The organism is Rhodococcus sp. ACT016, from assembly GCF_050477185.1.
Lineage (GTDB): Bacteria > Actinomycetota > Actinomycetes > Mycobacteriales > Mycobacteriaceae > Prescottella.
In genome coordinates, this window is the sequence record NZ_JBEAET010000001.1 from 1,280,890 (window position 1) to 1,296,358 (window position 15,469).

A 15,469-nucleotide genomic window follows, 5' to 3' on the forward strand; every position below is an offset into this window, starting at 1 on the left:
TCGACACCACAGGTGATGCACATGTCTTCCACGCTTCTTCCGAACCGACCCCTCGAACTCGACAGTGCCGCAGCGCTGTTGACAATGCTCGGCACGGTCACCACCGAACCTCGTCCCGACGACCAACTCGAGGCCCTCACCTTGGCGGTGGCCGCGGACCTGCCGGTACTGCTGTGGGGCGAACCGGGAATCGGCAAGACCGCCGCCCTGACCCAGCTCGCCGATGCCCTGGACCTGCCGCTGACCACCGTCATCGCGAGCGTGCACGAGCCGTCGGACTTCTCGGGTCTGCCCGTCCTCGGGGACGACCCGGCGACACACGGTGTGCCGATGGCGCCGCCCGACTGGGCCGTCCGTCTCGTGCAGGCCGGTCGGGGACTGCTGTTCCTTGACGAACTGTCGACGGCGCCGCCCGCCGTGCAGGCGGCCCTGCTGCGGCTCGTCCTGGAACGACGAATCGGTGCGCTGCAACTCCCGCCCGGGGTCCGCGTCGTGGCCGCCGCCAACCCGCCGTCGTCGGCAGCGGACGGCTGGGAGTTGAGCCCACCGTTGGCCAACCGTTTCGTGCACCTGCACTGGACCCACGACCACGAGGTGGTCGTCCGCGGCCTCGGCGGCACCTGGCCCCGCGCGACGTTGCCGCGACTCGACCCGGAGAAGTTCTCCGACGCAGTGACATTCGCCCGCCGCGCGGTCTGTGAGCTACTCGCCGCTCGCCCCGCTCTCGTGCACCAGCTCCCCGGCAGTCAGACCCGCCGCGGTGGCGCGTGGCCGTCGCCGCGGAGCTGGGACATGACCGTCCGGCTGATCGCGTTCGCCACCGCCGCCTCGTCCTCGCCGGACGTGCTTTCCTTGCTGGTCCGGGGCAGCGTCGGCGACGGGCCCGGTTTCGAGCTGCTGGCCGCCCTCGACCGCATGGACCTCCCTGACCCCGAGGCGTTGCTCGCCGATCCGACTGCGGCAGATCTCCCCGAGCGCGGCGATCTGCGTCAGGCCGTGCTCGACGCGGTGGTCGCAGCCGTCCGCCGGCGGCCGGAGAAATCCCGTTGGGATGCTGCGTGGACGCTCCTGGTCACCGCGGTGCAGACCGGGCCGCCGGACCTCGTGGTGGTGCCGGCGACCACTCTGGCCACCCTGCGCCGGGACGACTGGGAGTTGCCGGCGGGAATCGACCAGCTCGCCGGTGTCGTGTCCGTGTCGCTGGCGGCGGACCGCGCCGCCGATCGCGCTACCGCGCACGCCGGTCGATGACGGCGGCGTCGGCGCTCGACCCGGAGAAGATCTACGCCGCGCGTCTGCACGCAGCCCGCGCGCGGCCCTACCTGGCGACCGCCCTGTATGCGCTGCACATCGTCGCGTCGCCCCGCGTGCCGACGATGAGTGTGGACCGGCACTGGCGCTGCTACGCCTCGCCCGCCTTCGTTGCCCAGCGGCCGGTGGAGGAGGTTGCCTCGAACCTGGTCCACGGGGTGTCGCATCTGCTGCGCGATCACCACGGCCGCAGCGACCGCTACGCCCGCGCACACGACCTGACCGGTGGCGCGGAGCGGCTGCGGATGAACCTGGCCGCGGACGCGGAGATCAACGACGACGCGTTCGGCGACGGATTGCTGCCACCCGACGACGCGGTTCTGCCGTCGACCCTGGGACTGCCCAGCGGACAGCTCATGGAGGACTACCTGCGCGAGTTCCGCCTCGGTCCCCGCACCGACGGGCTGACGTGGCTCGACTGCGGCAGCGGCGCGGACGGGCTGTGTCGTGAGTGGGAGCTGGGTCCCGACGGGGCGAACGGGCTCAGTGACCAGCAACGCGACGCGGTCCGTTTCCAGGTGGCGCACAGCATCGTCGGTCGCCCCGGCCAGGCGCCTCGCGGATGGCGGCGGTGGGCGGAGGAAGCCCTGCACCCGACACAGCCGTGGCGGGCCCTGCTGCGCGCGGCGATCCGCTCCGCGACCTCCTCTTCCGGTACCGGCGAGAACTACACCTACCGGCGTCCGGCGCGGCGCTCCGCCGCCGTGCCCGGCGCGGTGCTGCCGAGCCTGCGGCGCACCCCACCCCGGATCAGCGTCATCGTCGACACCTCGGCATCGGTCAGCGACGCGGACCTGGGCAGCGCACTGCTGGAGGTGGCCGCCATCACGAGGGCCGTGGGCGGGCGCCGCGACCTGGTGACGGTGCTGTCGTGCGACGCGGCGGCCCGGGTCGTGCACCCGTTGTGCCGCGCTGAGGACATCCCGCTGTTCGGGGGCGGTGGCACGGATCTGCGCACCGGATTCGCCAGGGCGCTGCGCGGCCGGCCCCGCCCGGACGTGATCGTCGTCCTCACCGACGGGGAGACGCCCTGGCCCCGCAGCCGACCCGGGTGCCGAACGGTCGTCGGCCTGTTTCCGCGGGTGCGCCCCAGGGGTTGGCAGGACCACGACTACGTTCCCGACCGGCCACCGGATTGGGCGCAGGTGGTGGAGATCGGCACACCTCGGACCTGAGTGGCCGGAGGATCGTTCGCGGTGTGCTCCGGCGCGTCGGTTGAACGGCGTTTCGCCGAGTGCTCGGTAGAGCGACTTCTCAGATGGAGTGCCGCCCGCCTGCCCGGTGGTAACGCCGCACGAACCGGTCGACCCGGATGGTGACGAATCTGACCAGCCCCTCGAGTGGTCCACGGCCGGCGGTCGCACACCACACGAGCGCGAGGGCGGTGATGCAGATGACCTGCCGGACGTATCCGGAGACCGGGCTGTACACGTCGAAGCCGGAGTTCACGAACAGGATGTGGCTGACGTAGACCGTCAGCGACAGGCTGCCGATCGCGGCGAGCGGTGCCAGCACGACGCGGACGATGGTGGACCAGACGGGTGCCGTGACGTGGCCGAGGAGCAGCATCGCGCCGATGACCAGCAGCGAACTGCCCACCGTCGCCATCAGGTCGAAGGGGGTGCCCGTGTGCGGCCCCGCGACGCCGAGCCACCACCACGTCGTCGTCGGGGTCGTTCCGTCGCCGCCGAACGCGAGTAGCTCGTCGACGATTCCGTCGGTGTCGGGTGCTTCGGCGGACCGGATGTGGTCGAGGCCGCCGAATGGGTACAAGATCAGCCACGACACCATCTTGGAGGTCAGCATGAGGGCCACACCCGTGGCGACCAGCCCCAGCGCGGTCTGCCACGCCGTGAGTGCCAGTCGGCCGACCACGAGTCCGACGCACACGTAGGTCATCCACACAACGGCGGGGAATTCACCGGTGAACAGGACGTCGGACACGAAGTTCAGTGGTTGGTGCAGGGCTGCGTCGAACGAGAGCTGCGCATCGATCCCCTCGGGAAGACGCGGGCGTATCGCCTGGCTGAGCAGGGGCGCGCCGATCGCGAGCGCGACAGCGGTGAACCCCAGCGCGCGCGTGCTCAGACGGATCAGCGGGATCGCGAGCAGGAACATTGCGGCGTAGTAGCCCAGGATGACCACGCCGTACTCCGAGTCGGTGAAACCGAGGGACAGCCCGATGAGCGCGATCGTCACCGCCCGGGCCACGAGCGACCAGGAGATGGCCGTCGCCTCGATGCCGGGCTTCTGCTGCCTGCGGCGGGACATGAACGCGATGCCGACACCGGCGAGTACCGCGAAGATCGCGGAGGCACGTCCGGCGGCAAGGCTGAACGTCCACGTCGGGTCGCCGTCGGCGTCGTAGGCCATGAGGGAGTGCACGGCGATCATGCCGAGCACGGCCAGTCCGCGCGCCGCATCGATCGCGACCAGCCGGCGGCTGTCGGTGGACGCGGTGGTGGGCGTGCTCCGGTCGATCGACGTATCGGGTGTAGTTCTCATGTCAGCTCATCACCGCATCGATAAGTTCGAGTCCCGCGATCTGCGAGTCGTCGGCAGGTGGTCGGAGATCGGAGTCGGCGAACCAGTCTCCGTCGGCCTCGGGGTGAGGTCCGACGACGGCAACCCTTCCGCCGCCGAAAGGTACTGCCAAGGCTGCGATTTCGCCGTTCGGATAGGTGGCGATCACGTCCAGGTCCGGGGTCTGGGGGCGCACGTGGAACGTGGCTCCGTCCTGGAAGTAGAGGCGGCGGCGGTCATCGCGCCAGTCCACCTCGACGAGCGTCGGCCGGGTCGAGTCGACCGTCGCACGGTCGGTTACGATGTATTGGTCGGTGTCGCCGGGCAGCAGGTCGAAGCCCGGGGTGGCGCCCGCGAGGTAACCGCCGAGACAGAACCCGACGTAGCGTCCTCCGCCGGCGACGAATCGACGGACGCGCTTGCTGTGCTTACGCATTCGCCGCCACGCGGGACCCAGGGTCCCTCCGCCGGGCTGGGCGTACAACGTGGCCTGCGCGAGGACCGCGTCGGTCAGCGGAAGCGCCTCGCGCGGGCCGACGTAGCGCACGTCGAAGTTCCAGCGACTCGCCTGCAACAGGTCCGCGACGGACTCGGCGCACCCGGGCAGGGACGCGCCGCCACGGTAGACGAGGGCCAGAGGTCGGCTGCCTGCCCTCATCGGACCGCCTCGGCCGGGATCCCGCGCCAACGCGTGTTCGCCGGCAATTCCTCGCCCTTCATGAGCAGGGACAGCGGACCCAGTTCGGCGCCCGGGCCGACCGTCGCATCGTAGAGGACGATCGCGCGGGTGCCCACCGTCGCGGCGTCGTCGACGGTGACGACGGACATCTTCATCACGCGGTCCTCGAACAGGTGCGTCTGCATCGACGAGTTCGAGCCGACCGCGGCGTCGTCGCCGATCCGGACGAGGTCGAACTCGGTGAGATACGTCGTCCCGATCCAGGTGCGGCGACCGATGTCCGCGCCGAATCCGCGAAGCGCGATCGGCAGGAACGGGGTGCCCTTGAGTTGATCGAGCAGCACGGGCACGGCGGCGGCCTCGTAGATTCCGGTGGCGAACTCCGACCGCCGAACGAACTTGGCCCACAACGGCTCCACGCGTGGCCGGTAGGTGCCTATCATGTTCCGTTTCACGGCGGAGGCGTAGAGCACCACGCCGATCGCGGTGGCCAGCGCGACCAGCGGCGCGACGAGGATGGTCACCCAGACTCCTGCCGACCTCGCCGTGAGCGACAGCGCGAGAAGGTAGAAGAACAGGCTCACGCCGATCAACGTGGCGGGGAGCGTGATCCGGAAGTACTCGATGAACAGGCGGTGCGCCAAGACCGAACGACTCGGCCGGAACGTCTCCGACTCGGCGTAGGTTCCGCTGTCCTGTCGTACCGGAAGGTGTATGGCGGGCGACCCCAACCACGACGAGTCGGCGGGGACCCCGTTGCGGTCGGGCACCGTCAGGACCCCGACGAGCGACCGGTCGCCGGTGTGCGTTCCGGCCGGGACGAAAGCCGCGTTGCCGACGAACGCGCGATCACCGACGGTGGTGCGGTCGAAGGCGATCCACCCGTTGCAGAACGACGAGCCGCCGACACTCGCCATGTCGGCGACGAAGCTCTCGGCGCCGATCGTGAGCAGGTCTGGATCGATGTGTGCGGCGGTCGACACCTCGGCACCGCGGCCGACCTTGGCGCCGAGCAGGCGCAACCACGGTCCCGTGTACAGCGTCGCGTACAGGGAGCCCGTGTACGTCAGGCTCATCAGGAAGAGCTTGTCCGTCATCCACTTGCGGATACCGAGGCTCGAGCGCGCATCGTGGATCCCCACGGGAGGAGCGTCCAGCAGCAGCTTCTTGCCCAGTGCCACCGCGGTGCACACGCTGAGGACGTAGACCGAGCCCGACACGAGGGTGGCGAGGAAGGCCCAGATCATTCCCCATTCGAGCAGCACGTACCAGACGAGGACGAGGCTGGGGACCAGCGTGGCGATAGCGATGAACTCGAGCGTCACCAGGCCCAGCACGGCGAGTGCTCGCAGCCGGAAGGACCAGCGTTGCGCCGTCGGCGCCGCGGCCATCGCCTCGACAGCGGGTTCGAGTTCGGTGACGGGGAGCGGAGGGGAGCCGGCCCAGCGTTCGCCTGCGGCAACCCGACGACCGTGGTCGAGCACGGACTGGTCTGCGAGCATCGCACCGGGCTCCATGTGGGAACCGGGTTCGAGCACACAGTTCGCGCCGACGAACGTGTGGTCCTCGATGATGACGTCCTCGACGACGATCCAGCCGGACTCGACGCGCCACGACTGCAGATCCGTGTTGTAGCCGACGGACACTCCCTCGCCGATCCAGACCATCGCCGGAAAGGGGATCGAGCTGGTGCCGATCTGCGCGTCCGCTCCGACGTGGGCGCCGAGGGCGCGCAGGAACGGCGCCATCAACGGCGAGCCCGCGAGCACCGGTGCCGGGGAGAGCGCCAGCATCCGATCGATCATCCACAGCCGCAGGTAGGTCGCACCCCACAGCGGGTAGCGCCCCGGGCGAATCCCCGACGAGAGCGGCCGTATCAGCAAGACGGGCAGGACCCACCGCACACCCAGATACGTCGGGACGGTCGCGATCAGCAGGTCGCGGAGCGTCGTGAAGTTCGGATGGCCGCCGTGGATGCTGTAGACGATCGAGACCGGGAGAGTGACGATCAACAGCATGCCGAGCAGGGCGATTGCCTGGACGGTGCCGGCGAGGGCTATGCGAAGAGCACTGTGCGACAGGGGTGTTGGGCGGTCGTCCTCGACCGGGACATTCTCGGTCTGCGGTGCGGCGTCGAGCGCGGCGGCCAGGCCGCGCACGGTCGGGGTGGTGTAGACGTCGCGGAGGCTGACGGTGTCGGCTTCCGACTCCCGCAGCGCCGAGACGAGTTTCGCGGCGGCCAATGAGTGGCCGCCGAGTTCGGTGAAGAAGTCCGCCTCGACCGACAGTGCGTCGACGTCGACACCGAGGGTCTCCGCCCACACGGCGCGGATGCGGTGCTCGCGCTCATTCCGTGGCGGTACGACGGGCCCCGGCGCATGCAGGGTGCGACGCGGTCCTGGTGCCGGCAGACGCGACCGGTCCACCTTGCCGCTAGGCATTGTCGGGAGCTCGCCGACGATGTCGACGAAGGCCGGGACCATGTATTCGGGCAGGCGCAGGTGCAGCGCCTCGAGCAGTCGTGCGATCAGCGCGTCGCTGCCGTCCTCGGCAATGTGCGCGGCGCGGACCGCACCGGAACGCAGGACGACGTAGGCCGCCAGTTCCTCGTTGCCGGACACGTCGGCGAGTGCTACGACGGCACTGGCGATCTCGGCATCCTCGAGGAGGATGCTCTCGATCTCTCCGAGATCCACCCGGTGGCCGCGGATCTTGATCTCGCTGTCTGCTCGGCCGAGGTACTCGATCTCACCGTCCGGGGTGATCCGGCCGAGATCGCCGGTGCGATAGAGCTTTCCGCCGTTCGGAGCGTCGGCATGGTCGATGAAGCGATCCGCCGTCTGTTCCGGCCGCCCGACGTAGCCGCGGGCGAGGCCGGGGCCGCCGATGCAGATCTCGCCGACCTCCCCGTCGACGACGGGGAGTCGTTGCTCATCGAGGATGATCACCGTGTACGTGGGGAGCGGCCTGCCGATCGTGACGGGACGGCCGGGCAGTAGTTCGGTCCACGTGGCGGTGACGGTGGCCTCGGTGGGGCCGTACGTGTTGAGGATGCGGCGCTCGGGTCGACTCCAGCGTTCGACCAGTTCACCGGGGCAGGCCTCGCCGCCGACGAGAATGCTGCGAAGCGCGGGGAGGTCGCGGGGGAGGGTGGCCAGCAGCGTGGGGACGCAGTACAGCACCGTGATCCGCTGCTCGTCGAGGAAGTCCGCGAACTCGGCGCCGAGCCGGCCGGAGTCGGTCGGTCCGGCGACCAGGGTGGCGCCGCGCGCCCAGGTGGGCCAGATCTCCTCGATCGAGAAGTCGAACGAGATCGTCATGCCCTGGTAGACGCGATCCGTCGGTCGCACGTCGTACACGTCGGGGACGACGTCGAGGAAGTTGCAGATGCTCGACTGCGCGATCTCGACGCCCTTCGGCTTCCCGGTCGAGCCCGAGGTGTAGATGACGTAGGCGGTCGGGTCTACGTCCGCATCCACGTCGATGCGCGGTCGATCGGCGGGGTATTCCCGCAAAAGGTCGGCAGCGGAGTCGATTTCGATCCGATCTAGCCTGAGCGGGGCGAGGGTGTCGGCGAACGATTCGCCGGTCAGGACGAGATCGACGTCCGCGTTGGACGTGATGTAGTCGATGCGGTCGCGCGGCGCGCCCGGGTCGATCGGGACGAATGCGGCGCCGGCCTTGAGTGTTGCGAGCAGTGCGACGTACGTCTCGGGCGAGCGCTGCAGGAGGATGGCCACTCGGGCGCCGAATCCGATGCCGTGATCGATCAGCATGTGCGCCAATCGATTTGCTCGATCGTCGAGCTCTGCATAGGTGAACCGCTCCGCACCGCACTCGAGCGCGGGCGCGGACGGCGTTCGGTCGCACGCGTCCTCGAAGACATGATTCAGGCGACGTCGGGGAGCCCCCACTCCTGACAGTGCCTGCGTGCCGGCCGGTTCCGTGATGGCCATGCGGTACATCGATCCCCACTCCTCATCGAATATCCCGGGCTGCGAGCGCAACCGCCAGGGCCGTCGGTCGTTGCCAACTCGATCAGGGCCCGAGTTCCGAAGGATACCGGTGCTGATTTCGACGGAATCGGTAGTGAAAGCGCACATTTCGCCCGCGGTTGGGCCTGTTCCGAGAGTCGCTGCATGACAGTCTGTTTGGTGAATCGAAAGCTTGCTCGACCCGGTCAAGCGCCGATTGGGGCCCTCGCGGCGGCGTCGGAATGCGACTTTCGCGTATGTCGACGACTGCAACTGCGTGACTGTCGCGAATCTGGCACGTCCGGAAGGCTGACGCTCGGTTCACCCCGCAATTCATCCCCTCTTCTGGTCAAATTGTGATGGCAGTCACCGATCGTCGTCTGCCAAGGACGCGTCCGTGAGGGCGAGGGCGAGAGGGTGCAGATGTTGAATCGACGGGGATTCCTGATGAGCGCGGGAGCGACCCTCGCGCTGGCCGCGGTTCCAGCTACGGCAGCGTCCGAGCCGGCTCCCCTGGCACTCGTCTACCGCGGGCCGGCCTCCCTGCCGGGCTGTCCGGAGTCGGTTGCGACGCTGCTCCGGAGTTCCCCACGCGGCTTTCGGACGGCGTTCGTCGGACCCAGGGAGAAGCAGAAGGTCACGGCGGCCACCCTCGCCGAGGCGGCGGTCTACGCGCAGCCGGGAGGACCGAGCCTCTCGCAGGGGTGGGCGGCGATGAGCCCGTATGCCGATGTCATCCGGCAGTGGGTTGCCGGCGGTGGGAACTACCTCGGCTTCTGTCTGGGCGGCTACCTGGCGGGAGCCACGCCCGGATTCAACCTGCTGCCCGGCGACACGTGGCGGTACATCACCGCCTCGAATGCGACCGTCAAGACGACTGCACCCGCCCGGATCGACGTTCAGTGGCGGGGCGAAACGAAGACGGTGTACTTCCAGGACGGCCCGGCCTTCCGGCTCGCGCCACGAGCCTCGGTGAACCTACTCGCCACCTACGAGGGCGGGCACCCGGCCGCACTCGTCGCCCCGTACGGGTCCGGGCGGGTGGGCGTCGTCGGTCCACACCCTGAGGCCGACCGGTCGTGGTTCGAAGGCGGACTCGACAGCACCGGCGCGATCCACCCCGAACTCGGCTACGACCTCATCGAGACCGTGATGCGCCGGCCCTGACACCCCCGCGGGCCGCCGAGGGCGTGGCGGCGGCAGACGTCCTCGTTTAGCGCATCCCGTTCGGAGGTATCCGAGATCTCGTCCGTACCGAACGGGAGGTCGAAGCATGCGCCGTCGACGCGATCGAGGCAGAGGGTGGGCGATTTCGCGCCGCGATTTCGGCAGGTTGAGCCTCGGAGCCGGCGTGGCCGGAGCCGCGGCATCAACGTTGGGGATGCGGTCGCGCCCGCCCGGGCCGACCCCGGCCGACGTCGGATTGGTGCTCTCCCACGAGCAGTTCCGCACCAGTGAGTTGGTGGAGTTCGCGGTGGCGGCCGAGCGCACCGGCTTCGGGTACGTGTGGGCAAGTGACCATCTGCAGCCGTGGCAGGACAACCAGCAACACTCGATGTCGCCGTGGCTGACTCTGGCCCTGGTGTGCGACCGCACCCACGACATCCGCGTCGGTTCGGGTGTCACGTGCCCGACCTACCGGCACCACCCGTCCGAGGTGGCGCAGGCCTTCGCGTCCCTGGAAATCCTCGCACCCGGTCGGACATTCCTCGGGGTGGGGACGGGCGAAGCGGTCAACGAAGAAGCGGGCACCGGGGAATACGGTCGCTACCGCGAACGCCACGACCGGCTGATCGAAGCCATCACGCTGATCCGACGACTGTGGTCCGGGGAGCGGACGACCTTCGAGGGTACGTACTTCCGGACCAACCAGCTCAAACTGTACGACCTGCCGGAACGGCCGCCGCCGATCCTGGTCGCAGCAGGAGGCCGTCGCAGCGCGCATCTGGTCGGTCGGTACGGCGACGGGTGGATCACGCAGGCCGGGTCCGCGCTGGATCCGTCATTGCGGTCGGCCGTCGAGGCGGGCGCACGATCCGCGGGACGCGACCCGGCCACCTTGCCCGTCTGGGCGGAGGTGTTCACCGTCGTCGGCGACCAAGCGGAAATCGACTATGGCGCCGAATTGTGGCGGTTCACCGCTGCGGGCTCCGACCAGCCCAATCCTGTTGCGATCCAACAGTTCGCCGAGCAACATGCCACGCTGGCCGACGTCGAACGCTCCTGGGTGACCGGGCTCGACCCGGCAACGCACATCGCGGCGATCGATCGCCTCCACGATGCCGGCATCGTTCCGTTCGTCCATTTCGCGCAGCGCCGTCCGGAAACCGCGATCGAGTTCTACGGCTCGCGTGTTCTGCCCTACGTGAAGCACCGGACGTCAGGCAGGTAGCCGAACATCCTTCGTTGCGGCCTGCGCGCGTTCTCGGGCACCTAGTTGTTCGTGACCACGAAGCCCTTGCCGACCGGGTTCGGCTGGGCGGCGATGCTGTCGAGTACGGAGGAGAAGTCGATGAACTCGAACGGCCCGCGGGTCATGCCCACCAACTGGCTGCCGTTGACGAACGCGGGCCCGCCCGAGTCGCCACCGTTGGCGGTGGCGAACGAGTTGATCCGGGGGGCGGCCTGTCCGTAGATCGGCCCACAGGTCAGACCGGTTCGTACTCCGGCCTTGCACAGCGTGCCGTCGGGGTTGGCCGGCCCGATGCTGTCGATCCGCGCGTCCGGTCCGTTCGCGGAGAGGACCGCGTCCGCGTTGAGCTTGATCACCACGTAGTCGATGTGCGGGTCGCGGTAGGCGATCGTGCCGATGGGTGCGCCGGTCCCGGCCGCGCCGAATCGGTACACCGTGGCTCCGTCCGGGAACTCGGTTGCCCCACCCGCGGCGGCGGAGACGCAGTGCCCCGCGGAGATCGCGATCTTGTCGCCGATGGCGTCAGTCCCGACGACCCCGAGGGTGCAGTACTCCTGGTTCACCAACGGGTTCGACGGACCGGCATCCGGCTTCGCCGTCCAGGCGATGCCGTTGGAGACCGTTCCCGTTGCCGCCGATGCGGCGGGGGTGATCGCCAGCGCCGGCGCGAGGGCGGCGAGTGCCGCAACCGTTGACAGCAGGATTCGTTTCGTCATCGTGATCTTTCCTCGGATGATGAGCACGTTTGTGAATGAGGCGGAGAACCTCGGTGCTCCGTCCCGGGGATGAACCGGTATGCCAATCGGTTGGCAGATTCATTCTGAGGCAGCGGGTTTCGCATGCCGTCGGTCAGATGTCGCTGGCACGAACTCGTTCATGCCTTCTCGTCGGCGCTCGAGGAGGGCTATCTCTCCGGGAGTGCCATAACAGAAGAGTAACGAGGATGCGTCGATCCGTCGAGTGTTATGAGGCCTTTATCTCGAATTGACCTGAACCGACCGGTTTCTTTGAAACGCAAGGGCATTCGGATTCGACAGGGAAACCGTCCGGTACGGCGGTCAGTGGGCGGATTCCTGTTCCACCAGCGCTCGCCGGGACTCCTCGTGGAGGACCGCGATGAGTTCCCCTTCGATCGCCGCGAACTCGGGGGAGGTGACGACGGAGAGTTCCCGCGGTCGGGGCAGATCGACGACTACCTCGCGGCGCACCGTCGCGGGCCGGGCCGACAGCACCACGACGCGGTCCGACAGGAACACCGCCTCCCGCACGTCGTGGGTGATCATCAGGACGGTCCAGCGGTACTGCTGCCACACGTCCTGCAGCCAAGTCTGCATCTCCGTACGGGTGAGCGAGTCGAGCGCGCCGAACGGCTCGTCGAGCAGCAGGACCGGACGGTTCTGCACGACCGTTCGCAGCAGGGCGGCCCGCTGCCGCATCCCGCCCGACAGTTGGTGCGGCCGGGCGTCCTCGAAGCCCGCGAGCCCGAAGCGTGGGAACAGTTCGGCGGCACGGGCGCGGGCCTGCTTCCGCGGCACCCGCTGTACCTCGAGTCCGAGCGTGGTGTTGTCGAGAACCGACCGCCACGGGAACAGGAGGTCCTTCTGCGGCATGTGCGCGCACGTCGGGGCCGACACGCTGCCGGTGTCCGGCGCCTCGAGGCCCGCGACGATCCCGAACACGGTGCTCTTGCCGCACCCGCTCGGCCCGATGACGGACACGAACTCGCCTGGGCGTACTGCGAGGTCGATCCGGTCGAGCACCGGGCGGGTGCCGAACGACTTGGTGACCGACGACAGTTCGACGACGGGCGGCTCGGAGATGTCGCTAGTCATGACGCTGCTCCTGCCGCGGCTGCTGTATCCAGGGCGCGACGACCCGTTCGATCGCGAAGGTGCACAGGTAGAGCGCGACGCTGATCGCGGCCGTAACCACGACGGCCGCCAACACCAGATCGGTCCGGAAGGAGTTCTTCTGGACGCTCATGTAGATGCCGAGTCCGGAAGTGGCGCCGACGTATTCGGCGAACACCGCACCCACCACGGCGTACGTGACCCCGATCCGCAGCGCGGTGAAGAACCGGGGGAGCGCGGACGGCAGGCGCACGTAGCGGAACTCCTGCCACCGGGAGGCCCCCATGCTGCGCAGCAGCGCGCCGGCCTCCCGGTCGGCCGAGGCGAACCCCTCGATCAGGCCGATCGCCATCGGGAAGAACGTGGCCAGCGCGATCACCAGAACCTTGGGCAGCAGGCCGAACCCGAACCAGATGATCATCAGTGGTGCGATCGCGATGATCGGCAGCGTCTGCGACACCACGAACAGCGGGACCAACGCCCGTCGCAGCCAGGGGGAGAAGTCGACGACGATCGCCAGCACCCACGCCACCGCGAGCGACACCGCGAACCCGACCAGTGTCACCTGGAGCGTGGCCGACGCGTGGACGGCGATGTCGTCGCGGTGCGCCCAGCCCTGCTCGAACACGCGGGCCGGGGACGGCAGCACCTGCGGGCGGATCCCGCTCGCCACGACGTAGAGCTGCCACGCCGCGACGAGCACGACCACCACGACGATCGCCGGCAGCAACCGGCGCACCGGGCCGTGCGTCGCAGGCGCCGGGCGCCTACGGAGCTGCGAGGTAGTCATCGGTGAAGTACGTCGACCAGTCCGGTTCGGTGGTCAGCGGCTTGCCGTCGGGGCCGGCGAGCAGTCCGTGCTGGTACAGGAAGCCCGAGTATCCGGCCCACTGCTCGCGGGTCTGCGTGCCCACACGGCCGGACGCGTCCTTCATGTAGTCCTGCGCGAGCATCCGCTGGCTCTCGAGCACCAGTTCCTCGTCGCTGAACACGCCCGGGTTGGCGTCGATCAGGTCTCGTGCGCCGCGATCCGGGTCGTCGGCGGCCACCTGGTAGCCGCGTTGCAAAGCCTGCACGAACTTGCGAGCCTGCTCGGGATGCTGGGCGAGCCATTCCTCGTTGCCGTTCACCACGATCGCGTAGGCGTCGGGGAACCCGAAGTCCGTGTAGTGGAAGTAGCGCATCGGGGTGCCCCGCCGCGCCGCCTCGACGCCCTCCCACGCGAAGTACGACACCGTGAAGTCGGCCTGGCCGCCGTACACCGCTTCGTACGCCGACGTGCCCAGCACGACCGTCTTGAAATCGCCTGTGCCGCCGTCGTTCCGGATGACCTGGCGGAGGGTCTCCTTCTCGCCCGGATCACCGAAACCCGCGTACGTCTTGCCGTCGAGGTCCTTCGGGCTCGCGATGTCGGCGCGATCGGCCTTGACGCCGATGCCGGTGGCCCAGTGCTGTAACGGTGCGAGGACCGAGACGGTCCGGGCGCCCGCCGCCCGGGAGAACGTCGCCGAATCCTGGAAGCTGGCACCGAATTCGGCGTTGCCGGCGTCGACGAGGGTGTCCGGGGCCGTGTTGTTGTACGGCAGCACCTCGACGTTCAGACCCGCGTCGGCGAAGAACCCCTCCTGGAGCGCCACGTACAACCCGGTGTGGTTGGTGTTCGGCGTCCAGTCGAGCGCGAAGCGGATGGTGTCACCGGAGTCGTCGGAACCCGCGCACCCGGTGAGGACGCTCAGCGCCGACGCGACGATCGCCGAAGTAGCCAGAACGCGGCGCAGCCGCGACATCGACGTCACGACGCGGGCCAGGGCTGCGGGTTCAGGGCGGTGTCCCAGAACATGAACTCGTAGCGTGTCGCGATCACGAACGCGCGGACCATCGCCTCCCGCTGTTCGGGCGTCGCGGCGTCGGCGGCGGCGTCGACCAGCCGTCGGGCGGTTGCCACGGACTCGTGGAACGCCGGGTCGTCATACGTGGTGACCCACTGCGCGTAGGGGTGCGTCGGGTCGGCCGCGAGCACCTCGTGCGCGTCGGCGGCGAGGCGCCGTCCGACCTCGGCGTAGATCCAGAAGCACGGCAGGACGGCCGCGGCTGCGACCGGGTAGGGCTCGGTGGACGCGGTCGCGGTCAGATACGACACATACCCGAGGCACGCCTGCGAGTGCTCCGGCTCGCCCGTCCTCGGGGGCAGAACACCGCTGCTCATCAGCCCGTCGTGCAGCTCGGTCTCGACGACGGCGGCCGTCGCCGCCGACGTGGCCCAGAACGCCGCGGTCTGCGGATCCGGGGCCTTGACCGCGAGCGATGCGAGGGCCTTGGCGTACTCGGCGAGGTACAGCGAGTCCTGCTCGATGTAGGTGGCGAACACGTCGAGCGGCAGCGTGCCGTCGCCGAGGCGGCGCAGGAACTCCATGTCGTCGATCGCCGCACGCAGGACGGCGGTTCGTTCCCACAGCAGGTCGGTGAAGCGTGAGCCGGCTGGGGCGGATTGGACAGATGTGTCGTGAACAGGCGTCGTCATCGCCATGACATCCCTTCGTCAGCATTACCTGATGCAGGTTCCCGGGTGTGATCTCAGCCCCGCCCGTGCGGAGCACCCCGTGTCGTGAACGTGCCGACCTTAGCACCGCCGGATTGGTACGTTGGCAATCGGCTGTCCGTCGTGCGGGGACCGACCGACGGACAGCGCCGACCACGCGTCGGAGGTGAGGAGGGTCGC

Annotated in this window: 12 protein-coding genes and 1 riboswitch; of the genes, 4 read left to right on the plus strand and 8 right to left on the minus strand. The window is 69.0% G+C overall.

Features of this window, described 5'->3' with window-relative positions:
- The first annotated feature begins 15 nt into the window (after positions 1-15).
- Positions 16-1,251, plus strand: a complete 1,236-nt coding sequence (locus ACQ5DX_RS05950; RefSeq protein ID WP_430331748.1) for an AAA family ATPase — start codon at positions 16-18, stop codon at positions 1,249-1,251.
- Positions 1,248-2,486, plus strand: coding sequence for a vWA domain-containing protein (locus tag ACQ5DX_RS05955; RefSeq protein ID WP_430331749.1), 1,239 nt, complete (start codon positions 1,248-1,250; stop codon positions 2,484-2,486). The genes ACQ5DX_RS05950 and ACQ5DX_RS05955 overlap by 4 nt, the downstream gene beginning before the upstream one ends.
- Before the next feature lie 79 nt (positions 2,487-2,565).
- On the opposite strand, the gene ACQ5DX_RS05960 is transcribed toward ACQ5DX_RS05955, so the two are convergent.
- The 3 genes from ACQ5DX_RS05960 to ACQ5DX_RS05970 are packed head-to-tail and all read right to left on the minus strand — an operon-like array spanning position 2,566 to position 8,469.
- Complete coding sequence (locus ACQ5DX_RS05960; RefSeq protein ID WP_430331750.1) at positions 2,566-3,816, minus strand: heparan-alpha-glucosaminide N-acetyltransferase domain-containing protein; 1,251 nt, start codon at positions 3,814-3,816, stop codon at positions 2,566-2,568.
- Between the two features lies 1 nt (position 3,817).
- A complete protein-coding gene (locus tag ACQ5DX_RS05965) occupies positions 3,818-4,492 on the minus strand; it encodes a BPL-N domain-containing protein (RefSeq protein WP_430331751.1) in 675 nt (224 codons plus the stop codon).
- The gene (locus ACQ5DX_RS05970) at positions 4,489-8,469 is read right to left on the minus strand and encodes a Pls/PosA family non-ribosomal peptide synthetase (RefSeq protein ID WP_430331752.1); all 3,981 of its coding nucleotides are present in this window, start codon (positions 8,467-8,469) and stop codon (positions 4,489-4,491) included. The genes ACQ5DX_RS05965 and ACQ5DX_RS05970 overlap by 4 nt, the downstream gene beginning before the upstream one ends.
- Before the next feature lie 465 nt (positions 8,470-8,934).
- Here ACQ5DX_RS05970 and ACQ5DX_RS05975 point away from each other — a divergent pair, with 465 nt between their 5' ends.
- Together ACQ5DX_RS05975 and ACQ5DX_RS05980 are read left to right on the plus strand one after the other, a co-directional pair.
- A complete protein-coding gene (locus ACQ5DX_RS05975; protein WP_430331753.1) occupies positions 8,935-9,654 on the plus strand; it encodes a BPL-N domain-containing protein in 720 nt (239 codons plus the stop codon).
- Between the two features lie 106 nt (positions 9,655-9,760).
- Positions 9,761-10,879 (plus strand): F420-dependent hydroxymycolic acid dehydrogenase, encoded by a 1,119-nt coding sequence (locus tag ACQ5DX_RS05980; protein ID WP_430331754.1) that lies wholly within the window; start codon positions 9,761-9,763, stop codon positions 10,877-10,879.
- Positions 10,880-10,920: 41 nt separating this feature from the next.
- On the opposite strand, the gene ACQ5DX_RS05985 is transcribed toward ACQ5DX_RS05980, so the two are convergent.
- The 5 genes from ACQ5DX_RS05985 to ACQ5DX_RS06005 all read right to left on the minus strand — a co-directional run bounded on the left by ACQ5DX_RS05985 (position 10,921) and on the right by ACQ5DX_RS06005 (position 15,271).
- Positions 10,921-11,616 carry a hypothetical protein gene (locus ACQ5DX_RS05985; protein ID WP_430331755.1) on the minus strand — a complete coding sequence of 232 codons (696 nt, stop codon included), beginning with the start codon at positions 11,614-11,616 and terminating at the stop codon, positions 10,921-10,923.
- 342 nt (positions 11,617-11,958) lie between these two features.
- Entirely contained in the window at positions 11,959-12,720 is a 762-nt protein-coding gene (locus tag ACQ5DX_RS05990) for an ABC transporter ATP-binding protein (protein WP_430335558.1), read from the minus strand.
- Positions 12,721-12,724: 4 nt separating this feature from the next.
- Entirely contained in the window at positions 12,725-13,540 is an 816-nt protein-coding gene (locus tag ACQ5DX_RS05995) for an ABC transporter permease (RefSeq protein WP_430331756.1), read from the minus strand.
- Positions 13,518-14,546, minus strand: coding sequence for an ABC transporter substrate-binding protein (locus ACQ5DX_RS06000; protein ID WP_430331757.1), 1,029 nt, complete (start codon positions 14,544-14,546; stop codon positions 13,518-13,520). The genes ACQ5DX_RS05995 and ACQ5DX_RS06000 overlap by 23 nt, the downstream gene beginning before the upstream one ends.
- A complete protein-coding gene (locus ACQ5DX_RS06005) occupies positions 14,543-15,271 on the minus strand; it encodes a TenA family protein (RefSeq protein ID WP_430331758.1) in 729 nt (242 codons plus the stop codon). Before ACQ5DX_RS06005 ends, ACQ5DX_RS06000 begins: the two co-directional genes overlap by 4 nt.
- A riboswitch (TPP riboswitch) is annotated at positions 15,265-15,361 on the minus strand. It overlaps the preceding gene by 7 nt.
- Between the last annotated feature and the right edge of the window lie 108 nt (positions 15,362-15,469).

Bases quoted from the DNA above. Each gene is read 5' to 3' on its own strand.
- ACQ5DX_RS05995 (WP_430331756.1), bottom strand. From the start codon at position 13,540: ATGACTACCTCGCAGCTCCGTAGGCGCCCGGCGCCTGCGACGCACGGC.
- ACQ5DX_RS05950 (WP_430331748.1), top strand. From the start codon at position 16: ATGCACATGTCTTCCACGCTTCTTCCGAACCGACCCCTCGAACTCGAC.
- ACQ5DX_RS06005 (WP_430331758.1), bottom strand. From the start codon at position 15,271: ATGACGACGCCTGTTCACGACACATCTGTCCAATCCGCCCCAGCCGGC.
- ACQ5DX_RS05970 (WP_430331752.1), bottom strand. From the start codon at position 8,469: ATGGCCATCACGGAACCGGCCGGCACGCAGGCACTGTCAGGAGTGGGG.
- ACQ5DX_RS05980 (WP_430331754.1), top strand. From the start codon at position 9,761: ATGCGCCGTCGACGCGATCGAGGCAGAGGGTGGGCGATTTCGCGCCGC.
- ACQ5DX_RS05975 (WP_430331753.1), top strand. From the start codon at position 8,935: ATGAGCGCGGGAGCGACCCTCGCGCTGGCCGCGGTTCCAGCTACGGCA.
- ACQ5DX_RS05965 (WP_430331751.1), bottom strand. From the start codon at position 4,492: ATGAGGGCAGGCAGCCGACCTCTGGCCCTCGTCTACCGTGGCGGCGCG.
- ACQ5DX_RS05955 (WP_430331749.1), top strand. From the start codon at position 1,248: ATGACGGCGGCGTCGGCGCTCGACCCGGAGAAGATCTACGCCGCGCGT.
- ACQ5DX_RS05960 (WP_430331750.1), bottom strand. From the start codon at position 3,816: ATGAGAACTACACCCGATACGTCGATCGACCGGAGCACGCCCACCACC.
- ACQ5DX_RS05985 (WP_430331755.1), bottom strand. From the start codon at position 11,616: ATGACGAAACGAATCCTGCTGTCAACGGTTGCGGCACTCGCCGCCCTC.